The sequence below is a fragment of the Actinoplanes sp. NBC_00393 genome (assembly GCF_036053395.1).
In the GTDB taxonomy this organism is placed as follows: domain Bacteria; phylum Actinomycetota; class Actinomycetes; order Mycobacteriales; family Micromonosporaceae; genus Actinoplanes.
The window spans coordinates 5,687,001-5,702,419 of sequence record NZ_CP107942.1 but is presented as its reverse complement, the minus strand read 5'-3'; the positions used below and the strand labels follow the sequence as shown (position 1 = coordinate 5,702,419).

14 protein-coding genes are annotated in these 15,419 nt (G+C 71.1%); 10 read left to right on the top strand and 4 right to left on the bottom strand.

Translation table 11 applies throughout. The annotated features are described in order from the left end of the window. The first annotated feature begins 74 nt into the window (after positions 1 to 74). From OHA21_RS26630 to OHA21_RS26605, 6 genes are all read left to right on the top strand, one after another. Positions 75 to 611 (top strand): hypothetical protein, encoded by a 537-nt coding sequence (locus OHA21_RS26630; RefSeq protein ID WP_328478231.1) that lies wholly within the window; start codon positions 75 to 77, stop codon positions 609 to 611. Beyond that, positions 611 to 1,282, top strand: coding sequence for a PIG-L deacetylase family protein (locus OHA21_RS26625; RefSeq protein WP_328478553.1), 672 nt, complete (start codon positions 611 to 613; stop codon positions 1,280 to 1,282). Before OHA21_RS26630 ends, OHA21_RS26625 begins: the two co-directional genes overlap by 1 nt. Beyond that, the gene (locus OHA21_RS26620) at positions 1,279 to 2,658 is read left to right on the top strand and encodes a glycosyltransferase family 2 protein (RefSeq protein ID WP_328478229.1); all 1,380 of its coding nucleotides are present in this window, start codon (positions 1,279 to 1,281) and stop codon (positions 2,656 to 2,658) included. Before OHA21_RS26625 ends, OHA21_RS26620 begins: the two co-directional genes overlap by 4 nt. Next, complete coding sequence (locus tag OHA21_RS26615; RefSeq protein ID WP_328478227.1) at positions 2,655 to 4,667, top strand: ATP-grasp domain-containing protein; 2,013 nt, start codon at positions 2,655 to 2,657, stop codon at positions 4,665 to 4,667. The genes OHA21_RS26620 and OHA21_RS26615 overlap by 4 nt, the downstream gene beginning before the upstream one ends. Beyond that, positions 4,664 to 5,794 (top strand): non-hydrolyzing UDP-N-acetylglucosamine 2-epimerase, encoded by a 1,131-nt coding sequence (wecB, locus tag OHA21_RS26610; RefSeq protein WP_328478225.1) that lies wholly within the window; start codon positions 4,664 to 4,666, stop codon positions 5,792 to 5,794. The genes OHA21_RS26615 and wecB overlap by 4 nt, the downstream gene beginning before the upstream one ends. Positions 5,795 to 6,126: 332 nt before the next feature. Then, a complete protein-coding gene (locus OHA21_RS26605; protein WP_328478223.1) occupies positions 6,127 to 6,834 on the top strand; it encodes an HAD family hydrolase in 708 nt (235 codons plus the stop codon). Positions 6,835 to 7,368: 534 nt separating this feature from the next. Here OHA21_RS26605 and OHA21_RS26600 read toward each other — a convergent pair. Beyond that, positions 7,369 to 7,917, bottom strand: coding sequence for a hypothetical protein (locus OHA21_RS26600; RefSeq protein ID WP_328478222.1), 549 nt, complete (start codon positions 7,915 to 7,917; stop codon positions 7,369 to 7,371). A gap of 3 nt (positions 7,918 to 7,920) precedes the next feature. On the opposite strand from OHA21_RS26600, the gene OHA21_RS26595 reads away from it, so the two are divergent. Then, a complete protein-coding gene (locus OHA21_RS26595) occupies positions 7,921 to 8,724 on the top strand; it encodes an alpha/beta fold hydrolase (protein ID WP_328478221.1) in 804 nt (267 codons plus the stop codon). Here the strand turns inward: OHA21_RS26595 and OHA21_RS26590 are convergent. Further along, positions 8,718 to 9,269: a hypothetical protein gene (locus tag OHA21_RS26590; RefSeq protein WP_328478220.1), complete on the bottom strand. Its 552-nt coding sequence runs from the start codon at positions 9,267 to 9,269 to the stop codon at positions 8,718 to 8,720. The two genes, OHA21_RS26595 and OHA21_RS26590, sit on opposite strands and share 7 nt — an antisense overlap. Before the next feature lie 81 nt (positions 9,270 to 9,350). Here OHA21_RS26590 and OHA21_RS26585 point away from each other — a divergent pair, with 81 nt between their 5' ends. Both OHA21_RS26585 and OHA21_RS26580 read left to right on the top strand, forming a co-directional pair. Continuing rightward, positions 9,351 to 9,782 carry a hypothetical protein gene (locus tag OHA21_RS26585; protein WP_328478218.1) on the top strand — a complete coding sequence of 144 codons (432 nt, stop codon included), beginning with the start codon at positions 9,351 to 9,353 and terminating at the stop codon, positions 9,780 to 9,782. Positions 9,783 to 9,843: 61 nt separating this feature from the next. Continuing rightward, on the top strand, positions 9,844 to 10,641 hold the full coding sequence (locus OHA21_RS26580; RefSeq protein WP_328478216.1) for a patatin-like phospholipase family protein: 798 nt from the start codon (positions 9,844 to 9,846) through the stop codon (positions 10,639 to 10,641). Positions 10,642 to 10,984: 343 nt separating this feature from the next. Here the strand turns inward: OHA21_RS26580 and OHA21_RS26575 are convergent, their stop codons facing one another. Further along, on the bottom strand, positions 10,985 to 11,728 hold the full coding sequence (locus OHA21_RS26575) for a LamG-like jellyroll fold domain-containing protein (RefSeq protein ID WP_328478214.1): 744 nt from the start codon (positions 11,726 to 11,728) through the stop codon (positions 10,985 to 10,987). A 54-nt stretch (positions 11,729 to 11,782) separates the two neighbouring features. After that, positions 11,783 to 13,381, bottom strand: coding sequence for a M28 family metallopeptidase (locus OHA21_RS26570; RefSeq protein ID WP_328478212.1), 1,599 nt, complete (start codon positions 13,379 to 13,381; stop codon positions 11,783 to 11,785). A 120-nt stretch (positions 13,382 to 13,501) separates the two neighbouring features. On the opposite strand from OHA21_RS26570, the gene OHA21_RS26565 reads away from it, so the two are divergent. Beyond that, positions 13,502 to 15,301 (top strand): Xaa-Pro dipeptidyl-peptidase, encoded by a 1,800-nt coding sequence (locus tag OHA21_RS26565; RefSeq protein WP_328478210.1) that lies wholly within the window; start codon positions 13,502 to 13,504, stop codon positions 15,299 to 15,301. Positions 15,302 to 15,419: the final 118 nt, after the last annotated feature.

The following is a 15,419-nucleotide window of genomic DNA, read 5'->3' as shown; positions in this document are numbered from 1 at the left end:
ACCAAGCCCGCTCCTCCTCAAGCCGAACGCCTGCGCGCCGATAGAGACGTGACCCGAATCTGCGGAGGTAGTTCATGCCCAAGTCGTTGCGCCGCCGCGGCGCGCTGCTCACCGCCACCAGCGCGGCCGTCGTCGCCGCGATCGTGACGCTGCTCGTGCTCAACTCGGGGCCGGCCGCGGCCACCTGGCAGAGCTTCTCCGGCACGCCCACCTGCGACTGTGTCGTGCAGGACACCAAGAACAACACGTACCGGGCGGTGTTCGGCTACGTCAACACCAGCAAGACGCCCGGCAAGATCGACGCCGGGTCGAACAACAAGCTGGAGTTCAGCGGCAGCGGCAAGACCGACGGGTCGGTCACCACCCGCTTCGAGCCGGGCACCCACAAGGCCAGCTTCTCCACCGGCTGGATCGCCAAGGACACCAAGGTCACCTGGACGGTCGGCGGCAAGACCGTCACCGCCACCTGGAACAAGCCCACGTGCGGCCGCGACGTCAGCCTCCCGGCCGGCGGCAACGGTTCCGGCCCGATCGTGGCGCTGCTGTTCGCGGGCCTGATCGGCGGTGGAGTCTTCTTCTGGCGCAAGCGCCGCAACGCGGTCCAGTCGTGATGCGCAGCGTCCTGGCGATCGGGGCCCACCCCGACGACATCGAACTCGGCTGCGGCGGCGCCCTCGCCGCCCACCGCGCCGCGGGCGACCCGGTGACCATGCTCGTCATCACCGGCGGGCAGAACGGTCCGGGCAGCACCGCCGGCCGGCGCGCGGAGGCCGAGGCCGCCGCCCGCAACCTCGACTGCCTGCTGCAGTGGGGTCGGTTGGTGGACTGCGCGGTCACCGCCGACGCGCCGACGATCGCGCTGATCGAGAAGGCGATCCGCGACGTCGACGCTGACGTCATCTATGTGCACGCGCCCGACGACTCGCACCAGGACCACCGGGCGGTCACCGCGGCGACCCTGTCGGCGGCCCGGCACGGCCGGCGGATCCTGCACTACCGCAGCCCGTCCACCACCCGTTTCGAACCGACCGTGTTCGTCGACATCTCGGCCCACCTGGACCGCAAGATCGACGCCCTGTCCTGCCACCGCAGCCAGGTCGAGAACTCGGCGATGGTCGACCCGGAGGTGGTCGCCGCCTCGGCCCGGCACTTCGGCGCCCAGGCCCGGGTCCGCTACGCCGAGGCGTTCATGCCGGCCCGCTTCGTGTGGGACCTGGCCCCCGTGATGGAGATGCCCATGTTGACCGAGATGGCCGCCTTCCCGGCGCAGGTCCCGGCATGACAGGCCGGGGGCGCCACCGCCGTGGGGCGTCCCCGGCGCACTCCAGAAAGAACTTCCGCAAAGGCCTGCTCGGGCACGCCCTGCTGGTCGCGGCCGCGTTCGCGCTGTTCGGCGTGGACGCCACGCTCGGCTGGTGCGCCACCGTGCTCAACGTCGTCTTCCTGGTCTTCTTCTTCCGGCACCTCGCGTTCGCCGTCGCCGCCGCCCGCTGGGCCGAGAAGGATCTGGACGCGCCCCTGGTCGGCGTCGAGGACTTCACCCCCTCGGTCGCCGTCCTGGTCGCCTGCAAGGACGAGGAACTCGTCGTCGACGGCATGGTCTCCGCCCTGCTGTCCCTCGACTACCCGGCCGACAGGCTCACCGTCGTGGTCGTCGACGACGCCTCCACCGACGGCACCGGCGCCATCCTCGACCGCTGGGCCGCGGCCAACCCGCGCCTGCGCGTCCTGCACCGCGAGCCCGGCGCCGGCGGCGGCAAGTCCGGCGCCCTCAACGACGCCCTCGCACTGGTCGACTCCGAGATCGCGGTGATCTTCGACGCCGACCACCAGCCCGAGGCCAGCGTGCTGCGCCGGCTGGTCCGGCACTTCCGCGAGCCCAAGGTCGGCGCCGTCATGGGCCGCTGCGTGGTCCGCAACGGCATCGAGTCCAGCCTCGCGTCCACGATTTTCATCGACTACCTGTCCGGTTACCTGGTCAACGAGTACGGCCGGCAGGCCCTGTTCGAGCTGCCCGCCTACGGTGGCGCCAACTGCGCGGTACGCACCGACCTGATCCGCGCCCTCGGCGGCTGGAACGTCGACACCGTCACCGAGGACACCGACCTCACCCTGCGGCTGCTCCTCGGCGGGCGGCGGGTCCGCTACGACCCGTCGGCCGTCGACTTCGAGGAGGCGGTGCTGTCGTCCAGCCGGTTCTGGCGGCAGCGCTACCGGTGGGCGCGGGGACACCAGAAGTGCCTGCGTGACTATTGGCGCCCGATTCTGCGTACCCGGCATCTCTCGCCCATGGAAAAGCTCGAGACCATGCTTTTCCTCTGGGTGTACCACGTGCCCGTACTCTGCGGTCTCGGTCTGATTTTGATCGTTCTCCGGGCCTTCGGCATCGGAGATGCCTCGGCCTTCGAGATGCTGTCGTTGTCCGCGCTGCTGTTCGCCGGGCCGTTCACCGAGCTCGCGGTCGGCCTCGTGCTCGGCCGCGTCGAACGCCGTGCCGTCTGGATGCTGGTCGGCTTCATCCCGGCCTTCGGGATGTCGATCCTGACCGCCACGAAGGCCTACTTCGACGGCATGTGGGGCACCACCTACAGCTGGTCCAAGACCGCGCGCTCCGGCGCCACCAGCACGGTCGCCCCCGAACTGGTGGCCGCGCGATGAGCCTCGTGACCAGCCGGCTGGAGCGGACCCTGATCCGGCGGGCGAGCCGCCGGACGATCACCACCGCGACGGTACGCCGCAGACAGCTCGTCCTGCTCGAGATGCTCCTGGCCGTAGCCGGTTGCGTCGGCGGGTACACGCTGCTCATCGAGTGGGCCCGCCGCTTCGAGGTCTCGCTCGCCGCGTCGATCATCGACGCGCTCGGGGTGGACCGCATCTCGGCCGCCCTCGGCGACTCGTTCATCGTCTTCGGCCCCGGCTTCGAACCCGTGGTCGCCGAGATGACCGGCTCCTGCTCCATCCTCACCAGCGTCCTCGCGCTGGCCGCCCTCGCCCTGGTCGCACTGCGCGAACGCCCGCAGGTCATCGTCGGATTCGCCGTCGCCGGCCTGTTCGTCCTCGCCGCCAACCAGGTCCGGCTGCTCCTGTCGCTGCTCGCCGGCCGCTACTTCGCGATCGACGCGCTGATCTTCTTCCACGACTGGGTCGGCGCCGTCATCAACTTCGCCTACACCCTGATCGGACTGCTCATCATGATCGGACTGACCATGTACGACTCTCAGCGGGCCGAGCAGGACCACACCGGCCGGCACACCGCCGACCGTCCGGAAGCGTGGGGGCGGCCCGGGCTCGGGCACCGCGTACCGGTCGAAGCCGCACCGGAGACCGGGCGCGCCAACGTCGCGGCGATCCTGCACCGCAGGATCCTGCCCAAGGCCGTCTCCAACCGGCTGGCCCGCCGCCGTGAGCAGCGGCGCGTCGACTACCGGGTCGGGCACGAGAGCGCCGGGCGCCGCGCGGTCATCGTCCGCGAACTCGCCGCCAAGGGCCTCGGCGTGCACACCGCCACCCTGCTCGCGGTCGCCACCCACGAGACCGACCCGCTGGTGCTCGACTCCCTGGCCACGGCCGTCGCCGCCCGGCAGTGGGAGCCGGTCGCGGGGCAGGATGTCATCGCGCTGCGCCTGTGGGCCCGGGCCTGGCTGATGCGCGCGCCCCGGCAGCACGACGGGGGCACGCCCACCGGGCGGCTCATCGCGGTCACCGGCGCGGGCGGGCCGGCCGGCGTTGCCGTGATCAAGGCCCTGCAGGCGAACGGCGACCATGTGCTGGCTCTCGATGCCAACCCCGATGCGGTCGGGCTTCGGCTGGCCGGTCGCGCGGCGGTGCTGCCCCGGGCCGACCAGCCGGGGTACGCCGAAGCGCTGCTCACCACCCTCGACGAACACCGGCCGGCCGCGCTGATCTGCACGGTCGCGGAGGAGTACGCGGCGCTCACCCCGCTGACCGGGACCCTCGAGCGGCTCGGCGTACGCACCTGGCTGCCCGACCTGAACTCCGCCGACGCCTGCCTCGACAAGGTCGCCTTCGCGGCCGCGTTGTACCAGGCCGGCGTACCGCACCCGGCCACCGCCTGGAACGCCGCCACCGCCGAGATGATCCCCGGCCCGTGGGTGGTCAAACCGGCCCGCGGCCGCGGCAGCCGCGACGTCATGTTTGTCGACGATCCCCGCGAACTCGCCCACGCCTTCGCCGTCGTCCCCGGCGCCATCGCCCAGACCCGGCTCGGCGGGCGTGAATTCACCGCCGACGCGCTGGTCGACCGGGACGGGACGCTCGCCGTCTGCGTACCGCGGTGGCGCGACGAGACCCGCGGCGGGATCTCCACCCGGGGCACCACCTTCGCCTCCGACGCCGTCACCCAGGTCGTCGCCGCGACGCTGCGCGCGGTCGGCCACACCGGGCCGGCCAACGTGCAGGGGTTCGTGGCCGACAACGGCGCGGTGACGGTCGTTGAAGTGAACCCGCGCTTCTCCGGGGGACTGCCACTCACCCTGGCGGCCGGGGCGAACGTCGTCACCGCGTACCTCGAAGGGATCCTGAACCCGGGCGCGCCGCTGCCCGGCCTGACCTACCAGCCCGGCGTTCGCATGGCCCGGCACTTCGCCGAGGTCTACTACGACGCCGACGGCGCCCCGATCACCGACCCGCTCGGAGCTGCTCGATGAAACACATCCTGGTTCCCTTCGGCACCCGCCCCGAAGTGATCAAGCTGGCGCCGGTCGTGCGCGCGTTGCGCGCCGCCGGGCACACGGTCACGGCCGTGGACACCGGACAGCACGCCGATGCGGCGATGAGCGGGGATGTGCAGCTCGATCTGGGTCTCCTTCCCGATGTACGCCTGACGCTGCCGAACGGCCCAGGCCGGCTCGGTGCGCTGCTCACCGGCGCTGCGCAGGTCCTTGCGGGCGTGCCGGCGGATGTCGTGCTCGCGCTCGGCGACACCCACACTGTCCCGGCCTACGCGCTCGCCGCGCGGGGTGCCGGCATTCCGTTCGCCCATCTGGAAGCGGGGCTGCGCAGCTTCAACCCGCGCAGTCTCGAAGAGGTCAACCGGCGGGTCGCGGCGGCTACCGCGCAGCTGCACTTCGCGCCTACCGCGCGGGCTGCTGCCTTCCTGGCTTCTGAGGGCGTGCCGGCGTCGCGGGTCTTCGTCGTCGGCAACCCGGTGATCGATGCTCTGCGTGACCGGGGAGTCGTGCCGGTTGCGCCGTCATCCCGTAACGGGGTCCTCGTCACTGCTCACCGTGCTTCCAACGTGGATGATCCGGCTCGGCTGGCTGATCTGGTCGAGGTCATCGCTCAGCTGGCTTCGCTCGGCCCGGTCCGGTTCCCGATCCACCCGCGGACCCGGGCGCGTCTGCTCGCTGAAGGCCTCTACGACAAGCTCGCGGCCCTCCCCGGCGTGACCTGCGAGGATCCGCTGCCCTACGACGAGTTGTTGCAGGCCCTGGCCCACGCGCGCGTGGTGGTCACCGACTCCGGTGGGCTGCAGGAGGAGGCCGCCTACCTGGGCGTGCCGGTCGTCGTGCTGCGGCGGTCGACGCCGCGCTGGGAAGGCGTCGAAGCCGGAACCGCGATCCTCACCGGCATCAGCAGCGACGCGGTGGACGCCGCGCGGCGGCTCAGCGAGCCGGGGACGCTTGCCCGGATCGCGGCCCTGCCCTGCCCCTACGGCGACGGCGACACCGGGCCGCGGGTGGCTGCGCTGCTGGCATCTCCCGAGGTGGATCCGCTGCTCGCGCTGGACGAGCCGGACTACACCGATGGCACCCGGCCGTGGGTCGCCGCATGAACGCCGACACTGCCTCGCCGTCCGCCCTGGGCCCGGCATCCGTTGCAGACTCTGCCTTGCCGTCCGTCGCGGGGTCGCTTTCTGTTACGGGCACGGCCTCGGCCTCGGCCTTGCCGTCCGCCGCGCGCCTCGCCTCGTCGTCTGCCGCGCGCCTCGCTTCGCCGTCTGCCGCGCGCCTCGCTTCGCCGTCTGCCGCGCGCCTCGCTTCGCCGTCTGCCGCGGCTGAGTGCTTCTCGCTGCGGGCGGCCTTCGGCAGTGGTGCGGCCGCCTGCACCTCGCAGTGCCCGTCCGTCGCCGGCGGCATGCCGGCCTGCGCCTGAGGAGCGCCGCTCATGACCACCCCCACCTGGACCGGTCCCGCACCCGCAGGCATCGTCATCGACCTCGACGACACCCTGTTCCCGCAGGCCAGCTACCTCTACGGTGCCTCCCGCGCGGTAGGCCGCGCCGGCGCCACCCACGGCCTCGACCCGATCCGGCTCGCCCACGCGGTCCGCCGCCAACTGGTAGCCGGCTCCGACCGCGGCGGCACCATCGACCGCGCCCTGGCCGCCTACGGCCTCCCCACCGACGAAGCCGCCGAACTGGTCCCCACCCTCGTAGCCGCTTTCACCGGCTACCGCCCCCGCCGGCTCCCGCTCTACCCCGGCGCCGCCGACGCCTTGGCCGCGCTCGCCGCCCACTACCCGATCGCCTGCCTCACCGACGGCAACCCGCTCATCCAGCGCGCCAAACTGGCCGCAACGGGCCTGACCAACGCGTTCATCACCATCGTCATCACCGACGAACTCGGCGGCCGCGCAGCCCGCAAACCCCACCCCGGCGGCCTGCGGCACGCCGCCACCACCCTCGGCATCGACCCGGCCGAGCTGGTGGTGATCGGCGACCGCCCGGGCAAGGACATGGCCGTGGCGGTCGCGCTGGGTGCCCGCTCCATCCGGGTCCAGACCGGGGAGTACGCCCAAAGCCCCGACGAACCCCACGCCACAGTCATCGTCCCCGACCTGACCACAGCAGCCGGCCTCCTCATCCCCGCTTGACCCCCGACCTCGCCGGTCCGGCAGCGCCCTCCGGCCGCTGTTGATCGCGGGAGCCGCGCTCCTGGTCAGTCGGCTGCCGCGCGGGCGGAATCGGCGCGGTCGCCGCCCCATTCGTCTGGACGGCGGAACGAATCAGGGCCGGCGCGGTGTGATCGTTCGGTGTGTGGAGGTCTGCTGACACCGTGCGCACGCGATATCGAGAGGGGTCGCGGCCTACCTCTCCCACCCGGTGACTGCTCGGCGATCACCGGCACGAGCGGCGGCCGGCTGGCCGGTGGCGTCGGCATCCCGGCGGGGTCTGCTGGTTGATCGGCAGGGCGAAAGGGCTCGGGGTAGCCGTAAGACACAGCCGGGCGAGTGTTTTCCGGGCATTTCGTCCTTCGGCTGGGAGTTGTGCACCCTTCCGGCCGGTGGACGCAGCCGCAGCATCCAGCTGGCCGCCGCGAAGCCGGTCTGGGGACCACCCAGCTGGGAGTTACGGCTTCCGGGCTGGACCGCGGCCGTTGCTGCCGGCGGACCTCGACCCCGAACCTGTCAGCCGATGTCGTGTTCCTCCAGACCTCGCATGATCAGCGCCCGCATCGACCCGAACCCGTAGTGATCCGCGTCGGAGGACAGGTCTGCCACCTCGCGGAGCACGGGTTCCACGTCGATGCCCAGCTCGCGGGCCCGGTTGCACAGCGACCAGATCGTCATCAGCTCGTCGCGGGGATCGGCGCCCTGGTCCATCGCGGAGACGTGTACGAGCCGGCGGCGGAACTCCGCCGCCGACTTCCATTCCCGGGGCAGATGGGCAGCCCAGCGGAAGGACCGGTAGGTCCGGAAGATGTCCCGGACCTGCTCGCGCACCGGGGGACCGCCCGCTTCGTACGCGTCCAGCAGCGCCGCCAACGCGGCAGCTGCCCCGGCCGCCACCCCGGCCTCCTCGACCGGCGGCGGCGCCTGCCGGTGTCTCGTCACCCAGTCCGGGTCGCTCAGGTCGACCGGGCGCTGGGCGATGTCACGCAGCAACTCGTCGATGACTGCGACATCCGCGCGGACCGCGGCGAGATGTCCTTCGGGCGGGTTGCCGTTCGTCGTCATGGTATGGAGAACAACATTCTGCAAGTGCCGGGCGCGACCCTCTACTACGAGATCCGCGGCGCCGGGCCGCTCGTGGTGCTGGTCGGCGCGCCGATGAACGCGACGTCCTTCGCGGGACTGGCCGAGCTGCTCGCCGCCGATCACACCGTGCTCACCACCGACCCTCGGGGCATCAACCGCAGCTCGGTCGACGACCGGGAGCGGGACTCGACCCCGGAACTGCGCGCCGATGACCTCAGCCGGCTCCTGCGCCACCTCGACGCCGGGCCGGCCGCGGTGATGGGCTCCAGCGGTGGCGCGGTCACCGCCCTCGCCCTCGTCCAGGCCCATCCCGAGCTGGTCCACACCGTCGTCGCCCACGAGCCGCCGCTGGCCGAACTGCTCGACGACCGCGATCACGTCCGCGCGCAGACCGCCGATTACATAGCCACCTACCTCGCCGGGGACGTGGTCGGCGCCTGGACGAAGTTCTTCGGGCAGGCGAGCATCAGCATCCCCGACGAGGTCGTGAAGCAGATGTTCAGCGGGGAACGCGACCCGCAGGACGTCGCCGATGAGCATTTCTGGTTTGCTCACGAACTGCGCGCATCCGCCCAGTGGATCCCTGACATCGACCTGTTGCGCGACGCGTCCACCCGCATCGTCGTCGGCGTCGGCGCGGAATCCACCGGGCAGATCTGTGACCGCACGTCGGCAGCGCTGGCGGCCCGCCTCGGCGTTGAACGGATCACGTTCCCCGGCGACCACATCGGCTTCGTCGACGACCCGGAACGATTCGCCGGCCGGCTCCGGGACGTCCTCTACTGAAAATCTCTGACCTTCAACTTCGCCATGCGTACGGTCCCGTCCGGCTGGGCGTGATGCCAGACGATTCCCTCGTAGTGCGGGTGCGTCAGCAGCCACTCCCGCAGGCCGTCGAAGTCGCGGGGCACGTCGAAATGCTCGGCTTCGGCGTGGGGGACGAGCTCGTGTGCGCGTACCCCCTCGGGGTTGCCGTTGATCTTGGGTCCGATGAGTTCGTAGGTGCCCGGCTTGCGCTGCGTGCCGTCGGCGACGGCCTCGGCGTGGCAGGCCGCGTAGGACGACTGCGCGACCGGCTCCCAGCCGACCGTCTTGCCGGTCACCTCATCCGTCATCACCGGCTGGTAGCCCGGCGGCCGCGTCCGGTCCGGCCGCACCTCGCGCCGCGCCCACCAGACGCCGTCGTCGTCGAGCATCACGCAGGTGCCGTCGTATTTCCGCGTCGGCGTTCCCTTGCCGTCGAGCACCCACTGGCAGACCGGGTTGACCTCGGGAAGGGTCCGCTTCCGGTTGTCCGGGTCGCGGAGGAACACCGTCGGGATCTTGTTCATGCGGCCATGCTGCCACGCGGACAAAACGGATATCGGCCCGCCGCGGCGAGCGTCCCGATCGGCGTCTGCAACGATGCGGCCATGATCGAGATCGGGCACATCGTCGCTGAGTCGTGGGTCGCGCCGGAACACTTCCACGCCCGCTGGTGCGACGTGGAGACCCACACGGAATGGGCGCCCGGCATGGAGTATCTCCGCCTGGCCGAACCGCTGGCCATCGGCGCCCGCGGAGTGATGAAGGCCAAGGACGGCCCGGAATGCCCGTTCATCGTCTCCGACCTGGTGCCCGGGCTGGCCTACCAGGACACCCTGGTCCTCGACGGCGCCGAGCTCACCGTCCGCCACGAATCCCACCCCCACGGCACCGGCAGCCGCCTCGAACTGCACGCCCGCATGGACGGCCCGAAGGCCGCCGAACGCGCCGCCGAAATGGCCGGTCTGGACCGGGTCCTGGCCTCCGACCTCGCCGGACTGGTCGCCCTGGTCGAGCGCAACGCCACCCGGCCCAGCTGACACCGGGCCGCTGACCAGCGGGTGCTTGCTCTCGGCCGATCGAGACCGCAGGGTGGTGGGAATGAGCGACATCCGGATCGGCCTGGCCCTGGGTGGTGGCGCGGTGCGCGGCGCCGCCCACATCGGCGTACTCGACGTGCTCGACCGCGCCGGCCTGGAACCCGCCGTGATCACCGGGACCAGCGCCGGCGCCCTGGTCGGCGCGCTCTACGCCTCGGGCAAGACCCCGTCGGAGATCGCCAAGCTGGCGCAGACCCTGCGCTGGGCCCGGTTGATCCGCCCCGCTCGGACCCGCAAGGCCCTGTTCGAGACCGCCAAGCTGGCCGCCTTCCTGGACCACGCGGTCGGCGGCCTGCAATTCGACCAGCTGGAACGGCCCTTCGCCGCGGTAGCCTGCGACCTCACCACCGGCAGCGAGGTCGTGATGCGCGACGGCTCAGTGGGCAGCGCGGTCCTGGCCAGCGCCGCCATCCCCGGTGTCTTCCCGCCGGTCGACCGGGACGGCCATCTGCTCGTGGACGGCGGCCTGGTCAACATGGTTCCGGCCCGGCTCGCCCGCGAACTCGGCGCCGACATCGTCGTAGCCGTCGACGTCTCGGGCCCGCTCCCGCGCCGCCCGCCGACGACCCTGCTGCACATCATGGTCGCGGTCAGCACGCTGCAGCCCGGCGGCACCGACACGCTCGCTGAGGACGCCGACCTGGTCCTGTGCCCCGAGGTCGACGAATACGCGTTCTGGGAGCTCTCCCGCATCCCCGAGTTCGAGGAGGCCGGCCGCGCCGCCGCCGAGAAGGCCCTGCCGCTCCTGCAGGCGCTGAAGACCGCGGCCGCTGCGCGCCGCGAGTGGCAACAGGGATAGCCGGCCATTCCGGGGTACGCCCGGCGCAGCCGCCGCCGAAGCAGCGCTGGCGGTCAGCCGCTTTGGTTCGGCTGTCGCGGGCTGCTGCTTCCGCGGCGCCGAAGCAGCGCTGGCGGTCAGCCGCTTCGGTCCGGCTGTCGCGGGCTGCTGCTTCCGCGCCGTTGAAGCAACGCTCACGGTCAGCCGGTGTGCTTGGCGGCGGCGGAGACGGCAGTGGGGGTCAGCTGGACCACCTGCTTCAGCCCGGCGGGCGCGCATCGGCCTTGAGCGGCACCCCGATCGCGTCGAACGGCGGAACTGCGACGGTTTCGGCGGGGAGTCGATGCTCGTACTCCGAAAGGTCTTAACCCACTGCGATCCAGACATCGTCCAGCAGGCCGTGGTACTGGTCGTTGTCGCCGTAGGCGCTCTTGCCGCCGATGCTCAGCGGCCGCCCGTTGCTGATGGACAGCCCGGCCGGCACCACCGCGCTGCCCTGCGTGACGCCGTCGATGAGGACGGACAGGCTGGTGCCGGCGCGGCGGCATTCCAGGGTGTGCCAGCGGTCGTCGGCGACGCTGAGTTTGGCGAGGGCCAGGTGGATGGCCTTGCCGGCGACCAGCGCGCAGCTCGGGTGGCCGGAGCGGCCGTCGATCTGGAGTTTGTACTGGCTGCCTTCGGCGGAGAAGCCCTTCTGCAGGAGGTTCTGGCCTTTGCTGGTGCGGTTCGGAGCGAGGCGGATGGCGGCGCCGTAGCGAAACGGGCGGGCGCCGGGGTTGAGGGCGGGGGTGCCTGCAGCGCGCAGGACCATGCGGGGGCACGGGCGGCCGCGTTTGCAGCGCGGTGGGAAGCGGACGGCCTGGCCGCCGGCGTGTGATTCGCGGATGACGGTGGCCTGGCCGCCGGTGACCGGGGTCAGGGTGTGGCCGTGCCCGCTGATGTCGGACCAGGCGGCGTTGCCGGCGCCGTCGAAGTTGAAGCGGGCCACCGTGGTGACCGGCGGTCCAGGCTTCCAGACAGCGCGGCCGGTGGGTGTGGCGAACGTGCCGGTGAGCAGGAGGATGAGCAGCCCCGGGACGACGAGACGGCGGAGCGGGAAGTGCTTCACGAAAAAGACAACGCGGGCCGTGGCAGTTTCGCCACGGCCCGCGCTGATGTCGGATCAGTCCGCCGGGTGGTGGCTGTCGCCGCCGTCGGTGGTGGTGAAGGTGCCCTCCGGGCCGGCCGGGGCCGGCAGCCTGATCGGCTTGCCGGGAACCTTCTTACCCGGCACGCCGTTCACCGACTCGGTCGAGAAGGCGAAGGTGAGCTGGGCGAACGCGATCAGGTCGCTGTTGACCTCGAGCGCGTGCTTGTCGAGGTTGTCGATGTCGTCGCAGGCGATGTGGTAGCACTGGTCGAACGACTCGCCGGCCGTGCCGCCCCAGATGGCCTGCTGCTCCTCGGTCTTGACGACTTCGGCGCCGGTGAAGAGGCCACCCGACGGGATGCCTGCCTCGATGAACGCCTGGTAGTCGCTGCGACCGGAGAACTCGGCGTCGTCGTACGGCTCGCCCTTCCAGGTGTAGTACGACTCGTAGAGATCCTCGATGGCGGTCGAGCCCGGCGGAACCGGAACCGGCGCCGGGAACGTCGACTGGTCAGCGTCGTAGACCATGAAGATGTAGTTCGGCGAGCCGACCATGTCGTAGTTCAGGTAGAGCGCGATCCGGTCCTTCTCCGCCTGGGTGAGCTCGTTGACGTACGCCGTCGAGCCGATCAGACCGAGCTCCTCGGCGCCCCACCAGGCGAACCGCACGGTGTTCTGCGGCTTGACCTTGGCCATCTGCAGCGCGGTCTCGAGGATCGCGGCCGAACCGGAGCCGTTGTCGTTGATGCCCGGGCCCTCGGTCTCGCTGTCCAGGTGCGCGCCGGCCATGACCACGTTGTTGCGGTTCCTGCCGGGCAGTTCAGCGATCACGTTGACGTCGGTACGCGTCTCGGACGGCAGGATCCGCACGTGCGCGGTCGAGCCGGCCTGGGCGAGTGCGACACCGTTGGCGAAGCTGGCGCCGACGACCGGGATGGTGATCGGCGGGTTCTCGCCGAGGGTGCCGACGATCAGGCCCTCACGGGTCGGGTCGTTGCCCTGGTTCATGATGATCACGGCTTCGGCGCCGGCCGCCTGCGCGTTCTGCGCCTTCACGATGAAGGTGCAGGAGTTGTCGGGCGGGCCACCGCGCTGGATCAGGGCGATGTCGTTCGGCCCGCTGAAGTCCAGGCCGGCGAAGTCGGCGGCCTCGCAGCCGCTGGTGCTGGCGCGGTCACCCACGAGGTTCAGGTCGACCGGGACGACCGGGCCGGTCACGTCACCGGACGGGCTGTTGGTGAACGGGCCGGTCTCGTACTCCGCGTTCACCGGGGTGAGCTGCTGCAGCAGCGCCGGGAACACGAACTGGAACTCGAACGGGTCCAGAGTGACCCGGTAACCGGCCTTCTTCAGCTTGCCGGCGACGTACTTCACGCTGTTCGCGTACCCCTCGGTACCGGCGTGCCGGGTCCCCGGGTACGACGCGTCGTCGTTCCTGTCGGCGATCTTCTGGAACGCCTCGAGGTGGTCCATGACGCCGCCGAGCGACACACATTTGAGCAGCTCGGCGTAGGTGTCGTTGGCCTGCTTGCCGCACGAGTTGCCGTGACCACCACCGGCGGACGCCGTGGTGGCCGGCGCGAGCACCAGCACCGTGGCGGTCGCCGCGGCGGCCAGTAAACGGAGTTTCATCCTCGAATCCCCCTAGGTCCACATCGGAACACCGATCAACCTATGCGATGGTGAGCATCAATGCACCGGATGATCGGGCGAGGCCCCCCGACGATCGAACGTCGGCGATATGGTGACGCGATGCGACTCGCTCGTTTACTCGCCGCGACGATTTCCGCCGTAGTTGCCGCCACCGCGGCCACGGCGGCGTCCGCCGCCCCGGCTCCGCCCGCGGGCACCCAGCCGATCTACGACTACGCCTCCGCCATCCGCGAGCAGGTGTGGGTCCAGACCACGGTCGACAGCGACGCCGACGGCGCGCCGGACCGGGTCGCCGTGCGCATCATCCGTCCCGACACCGACCGCAGAGTCCCGGTGATCTTCCAGCCGAGCCCGTACTACGCGGGCCTCAACGACGTCCCGAACCACGATGACATCGACCGGGACGGCGCGAGCGCCCTGCGCGCCGACGTGGGCGCCAACCGCGCCGACACCATCACCTTCGCCGGCTACCTGGACAACTACTTCGTGCTCCGCGGGTACGCCGTGGTCTTCGCCGACAGCCTCGGCACCGGCGGTTCGACCGGCTGCCCCACCTCCGGCGGGCGTAACGAGACCCTCGGCATGAAGGCGGTCGTCGACTGGGTCAACGGGCGCGCCAAAGCCTTCGACGAGAGCGGCGCGCCGGTCAAGGCCGCCTGGTCCACCGGGCGCACCGGCATGATCGGCGTCTCCTACAACGGCACTCTGCCGAACGCGGTCGCCGCCACCGGCGTCCGCGGCCTGGAGACGATCGTCTCGATCGCCGCGATCTCCAGCTGGTACGACTACTACCGCGCCAACGGCGGTGTGGTGGCGCCCGGCGGCTTCCAGGGCGAGGACACCGACGTGCTGGCCAAGGCCGTCCTGACCAGGCAGAATCCCGAGGTCTGCGCGGATGTCATGGCCGCGCTGGAACGCGATCAGGACCGGGAGACCGGCGACTACAGCCGGTTCTGGGCCGAGCGCGACTACCTGCGCGACGCCGACAAGGTGCGGGCCAGCGTCCTGCTGGTGCACGGGCTGCACGACTTCAACGTGCGGACCGGGCAGGCCGGCCAGTGGTGGGACGAGCTCGCCGCCAACCGGGTGCCCCGCAAGATCTGGCTGCACCAGGCCGGGCACACCGACCCGTTCAACATCCGGCGTGAGCAGTGGCTGAACACCCTGCACCGGTGGTTCGACCAGTGGCTCTACAAGATCGACACCGGGATTCTGCGGGAGCCGATCGCGGATGTGGAGGTCGCGCCGAACCAGTGGCAGACCGCGCGCAACTGGCCGCTTCCGGACAGCCGGGCCACGACGGTGCCGTTCGCGAAGCCGGGTGCGGCCCGGCAGACGTTCGTGGACAACACCGCGCGTACCGCCGAGGATCTGGCTGCCAACGAGACGGCTGCGGACCCCAACCGGCTCGTCTATCTGACGCCGCCGCTGACCAAGCAGACCCGGCTGTCGGGGACGCCCGAGGTCACGGTCCGCGCCGATCTGACCGGTGACTCGCCGTACCTGACGGCGCTGCTGGTCGATTACGGCGAGGCGGAGCGTTTCGCGGGCGTCCGCACCCTGCCGGTCCAGGACTGCATCGGGCCGGGCATCGAGGGCGATCCGGGCTGCTTCAACCGCCGGGAGTACATCACCGCGACGACGCCCTACGAGATCGTCACCCGCGGGTGGATCGACGTGCGCAACCGGGTCTCGCCGGCCGTCACCAAGCCGATCCAGCCGGGCAAGCCCTACACCTTCCGCTGGAACCTGCAGACCACCGACCACGTGTTCGCACCCGGTCACCGCATCGGCGTCGTGCTGATCTCGACCGATCGTGATCACACACTGCGCTATCCCTCCGGGACCGTGGTCGGCGTTCAGCCGGGCGCTTCCGGCATCAAGGTGCGGCTCAGCTGAAACAACGATATTTGGTACGGGTATGAGCTGCTCCGCCGCATCGTGACCGTTCCGCCGTGACGGCGCGGCCACGTGCCTGGGTCCCGGCCGCAACGCGGCCGCCGGGCTCAGGCACGTG

Excerpts from the sequence above, each read along its gene's own strand:
- OHA21_RS26630 (WP_328478231.1), top strand. The coding sequence starts at position 75 with ATGCCCAAGTCGTTGCGCCGCCGCGGCGCGCTGCTCACCGCCACCAGC.
- OHA21_RS26625 (WP_328478553.1), top strand. The coding sequence starts at position 611 with ATGCGCAGCGTCCTGGCGATCGGGGCCCACCCCGACGACATCGAACTC.
- OHA21_RS26620 (WP_328478229.1), top strand. The coding sequence starts at position 1,279 with ATGACAGGCCGGGGGCGCCACCGCCGTGGGGCGTCCCCGGCGCACTCC.
- OHA21_RS26615 (WP_328478227.1), top strand. The coding sequence starts at position 2,655 with ATGAGCCTCGTGACCAGCCGGCTGGAGCGGACCCTGATCCGGCGGGCG.
- wecB (WP_328478225.1), top strand. The coding sequence starts at position 4,664 with ATGAAACACATCCTGGTTCCCTTCGGCACCCGCCCCGAAGTGATCAAG.
- OHA21_RS26605 (WP_328478223.1), top strand. The coding sequence starts at position 6,127 with ATGACCACCCCCACCTGGACCGGTCCCGCACCCGCAGGCATCGTCATC.
- OHA21_RS26600 (WP_328478222.1), bottom strand. The coding sequence starts at position 7,917 with ATGACGACGAACGGCAACCCGCCCGAAGGACATCTCGCCGCGGTCCGC.
- OHA21_RS26595 (WP_328478221.1), top strand. The coding sequence starts at position 7,921 with ATGGAGAACAACATTCTGCAAGTGCCGGGCGCGACCCTCTACTACGAG.
- OHA21_RS26590 (WP_328478220.1), bottom strand. The coding sequence starts at position 9,269 with ATGAACAAGATCCCGACGGTGTTCCTCCGCGACCCGGACAACCGGAAG.
- OHA21_RS26585 (WP_328478218.1), top strand. The coding sequence starts at position 9,351 with ATGATCGAGATCGGGCACATCGTCGCTGAGTCGTGGGTCGCGCCGGAA.
- OHA21_RS26580 (WP_328478216.1), top strand. The coding sequence starts at position 9,844 with ATGAGCGACATCCGGATCGGCCTGGCCCTGGGTGGTGGCGCGGTGCGC.
- OHA21_RS26570 (WP_328478212.1), bottom strand. The coding sequence starts at position 13,381 with ATGAAACTCCGTTTACTGGCCGCCGCGGCGACCGCCACGGTGCTGGTG.
- OHA21_RS26565 (WP_328478210.1), top strand. The coding sequence starts at position 13,502 with ATGCGACTCGCTCGTTTACTCGCCGCGACGATTTCCGCCGTAGTTGCC.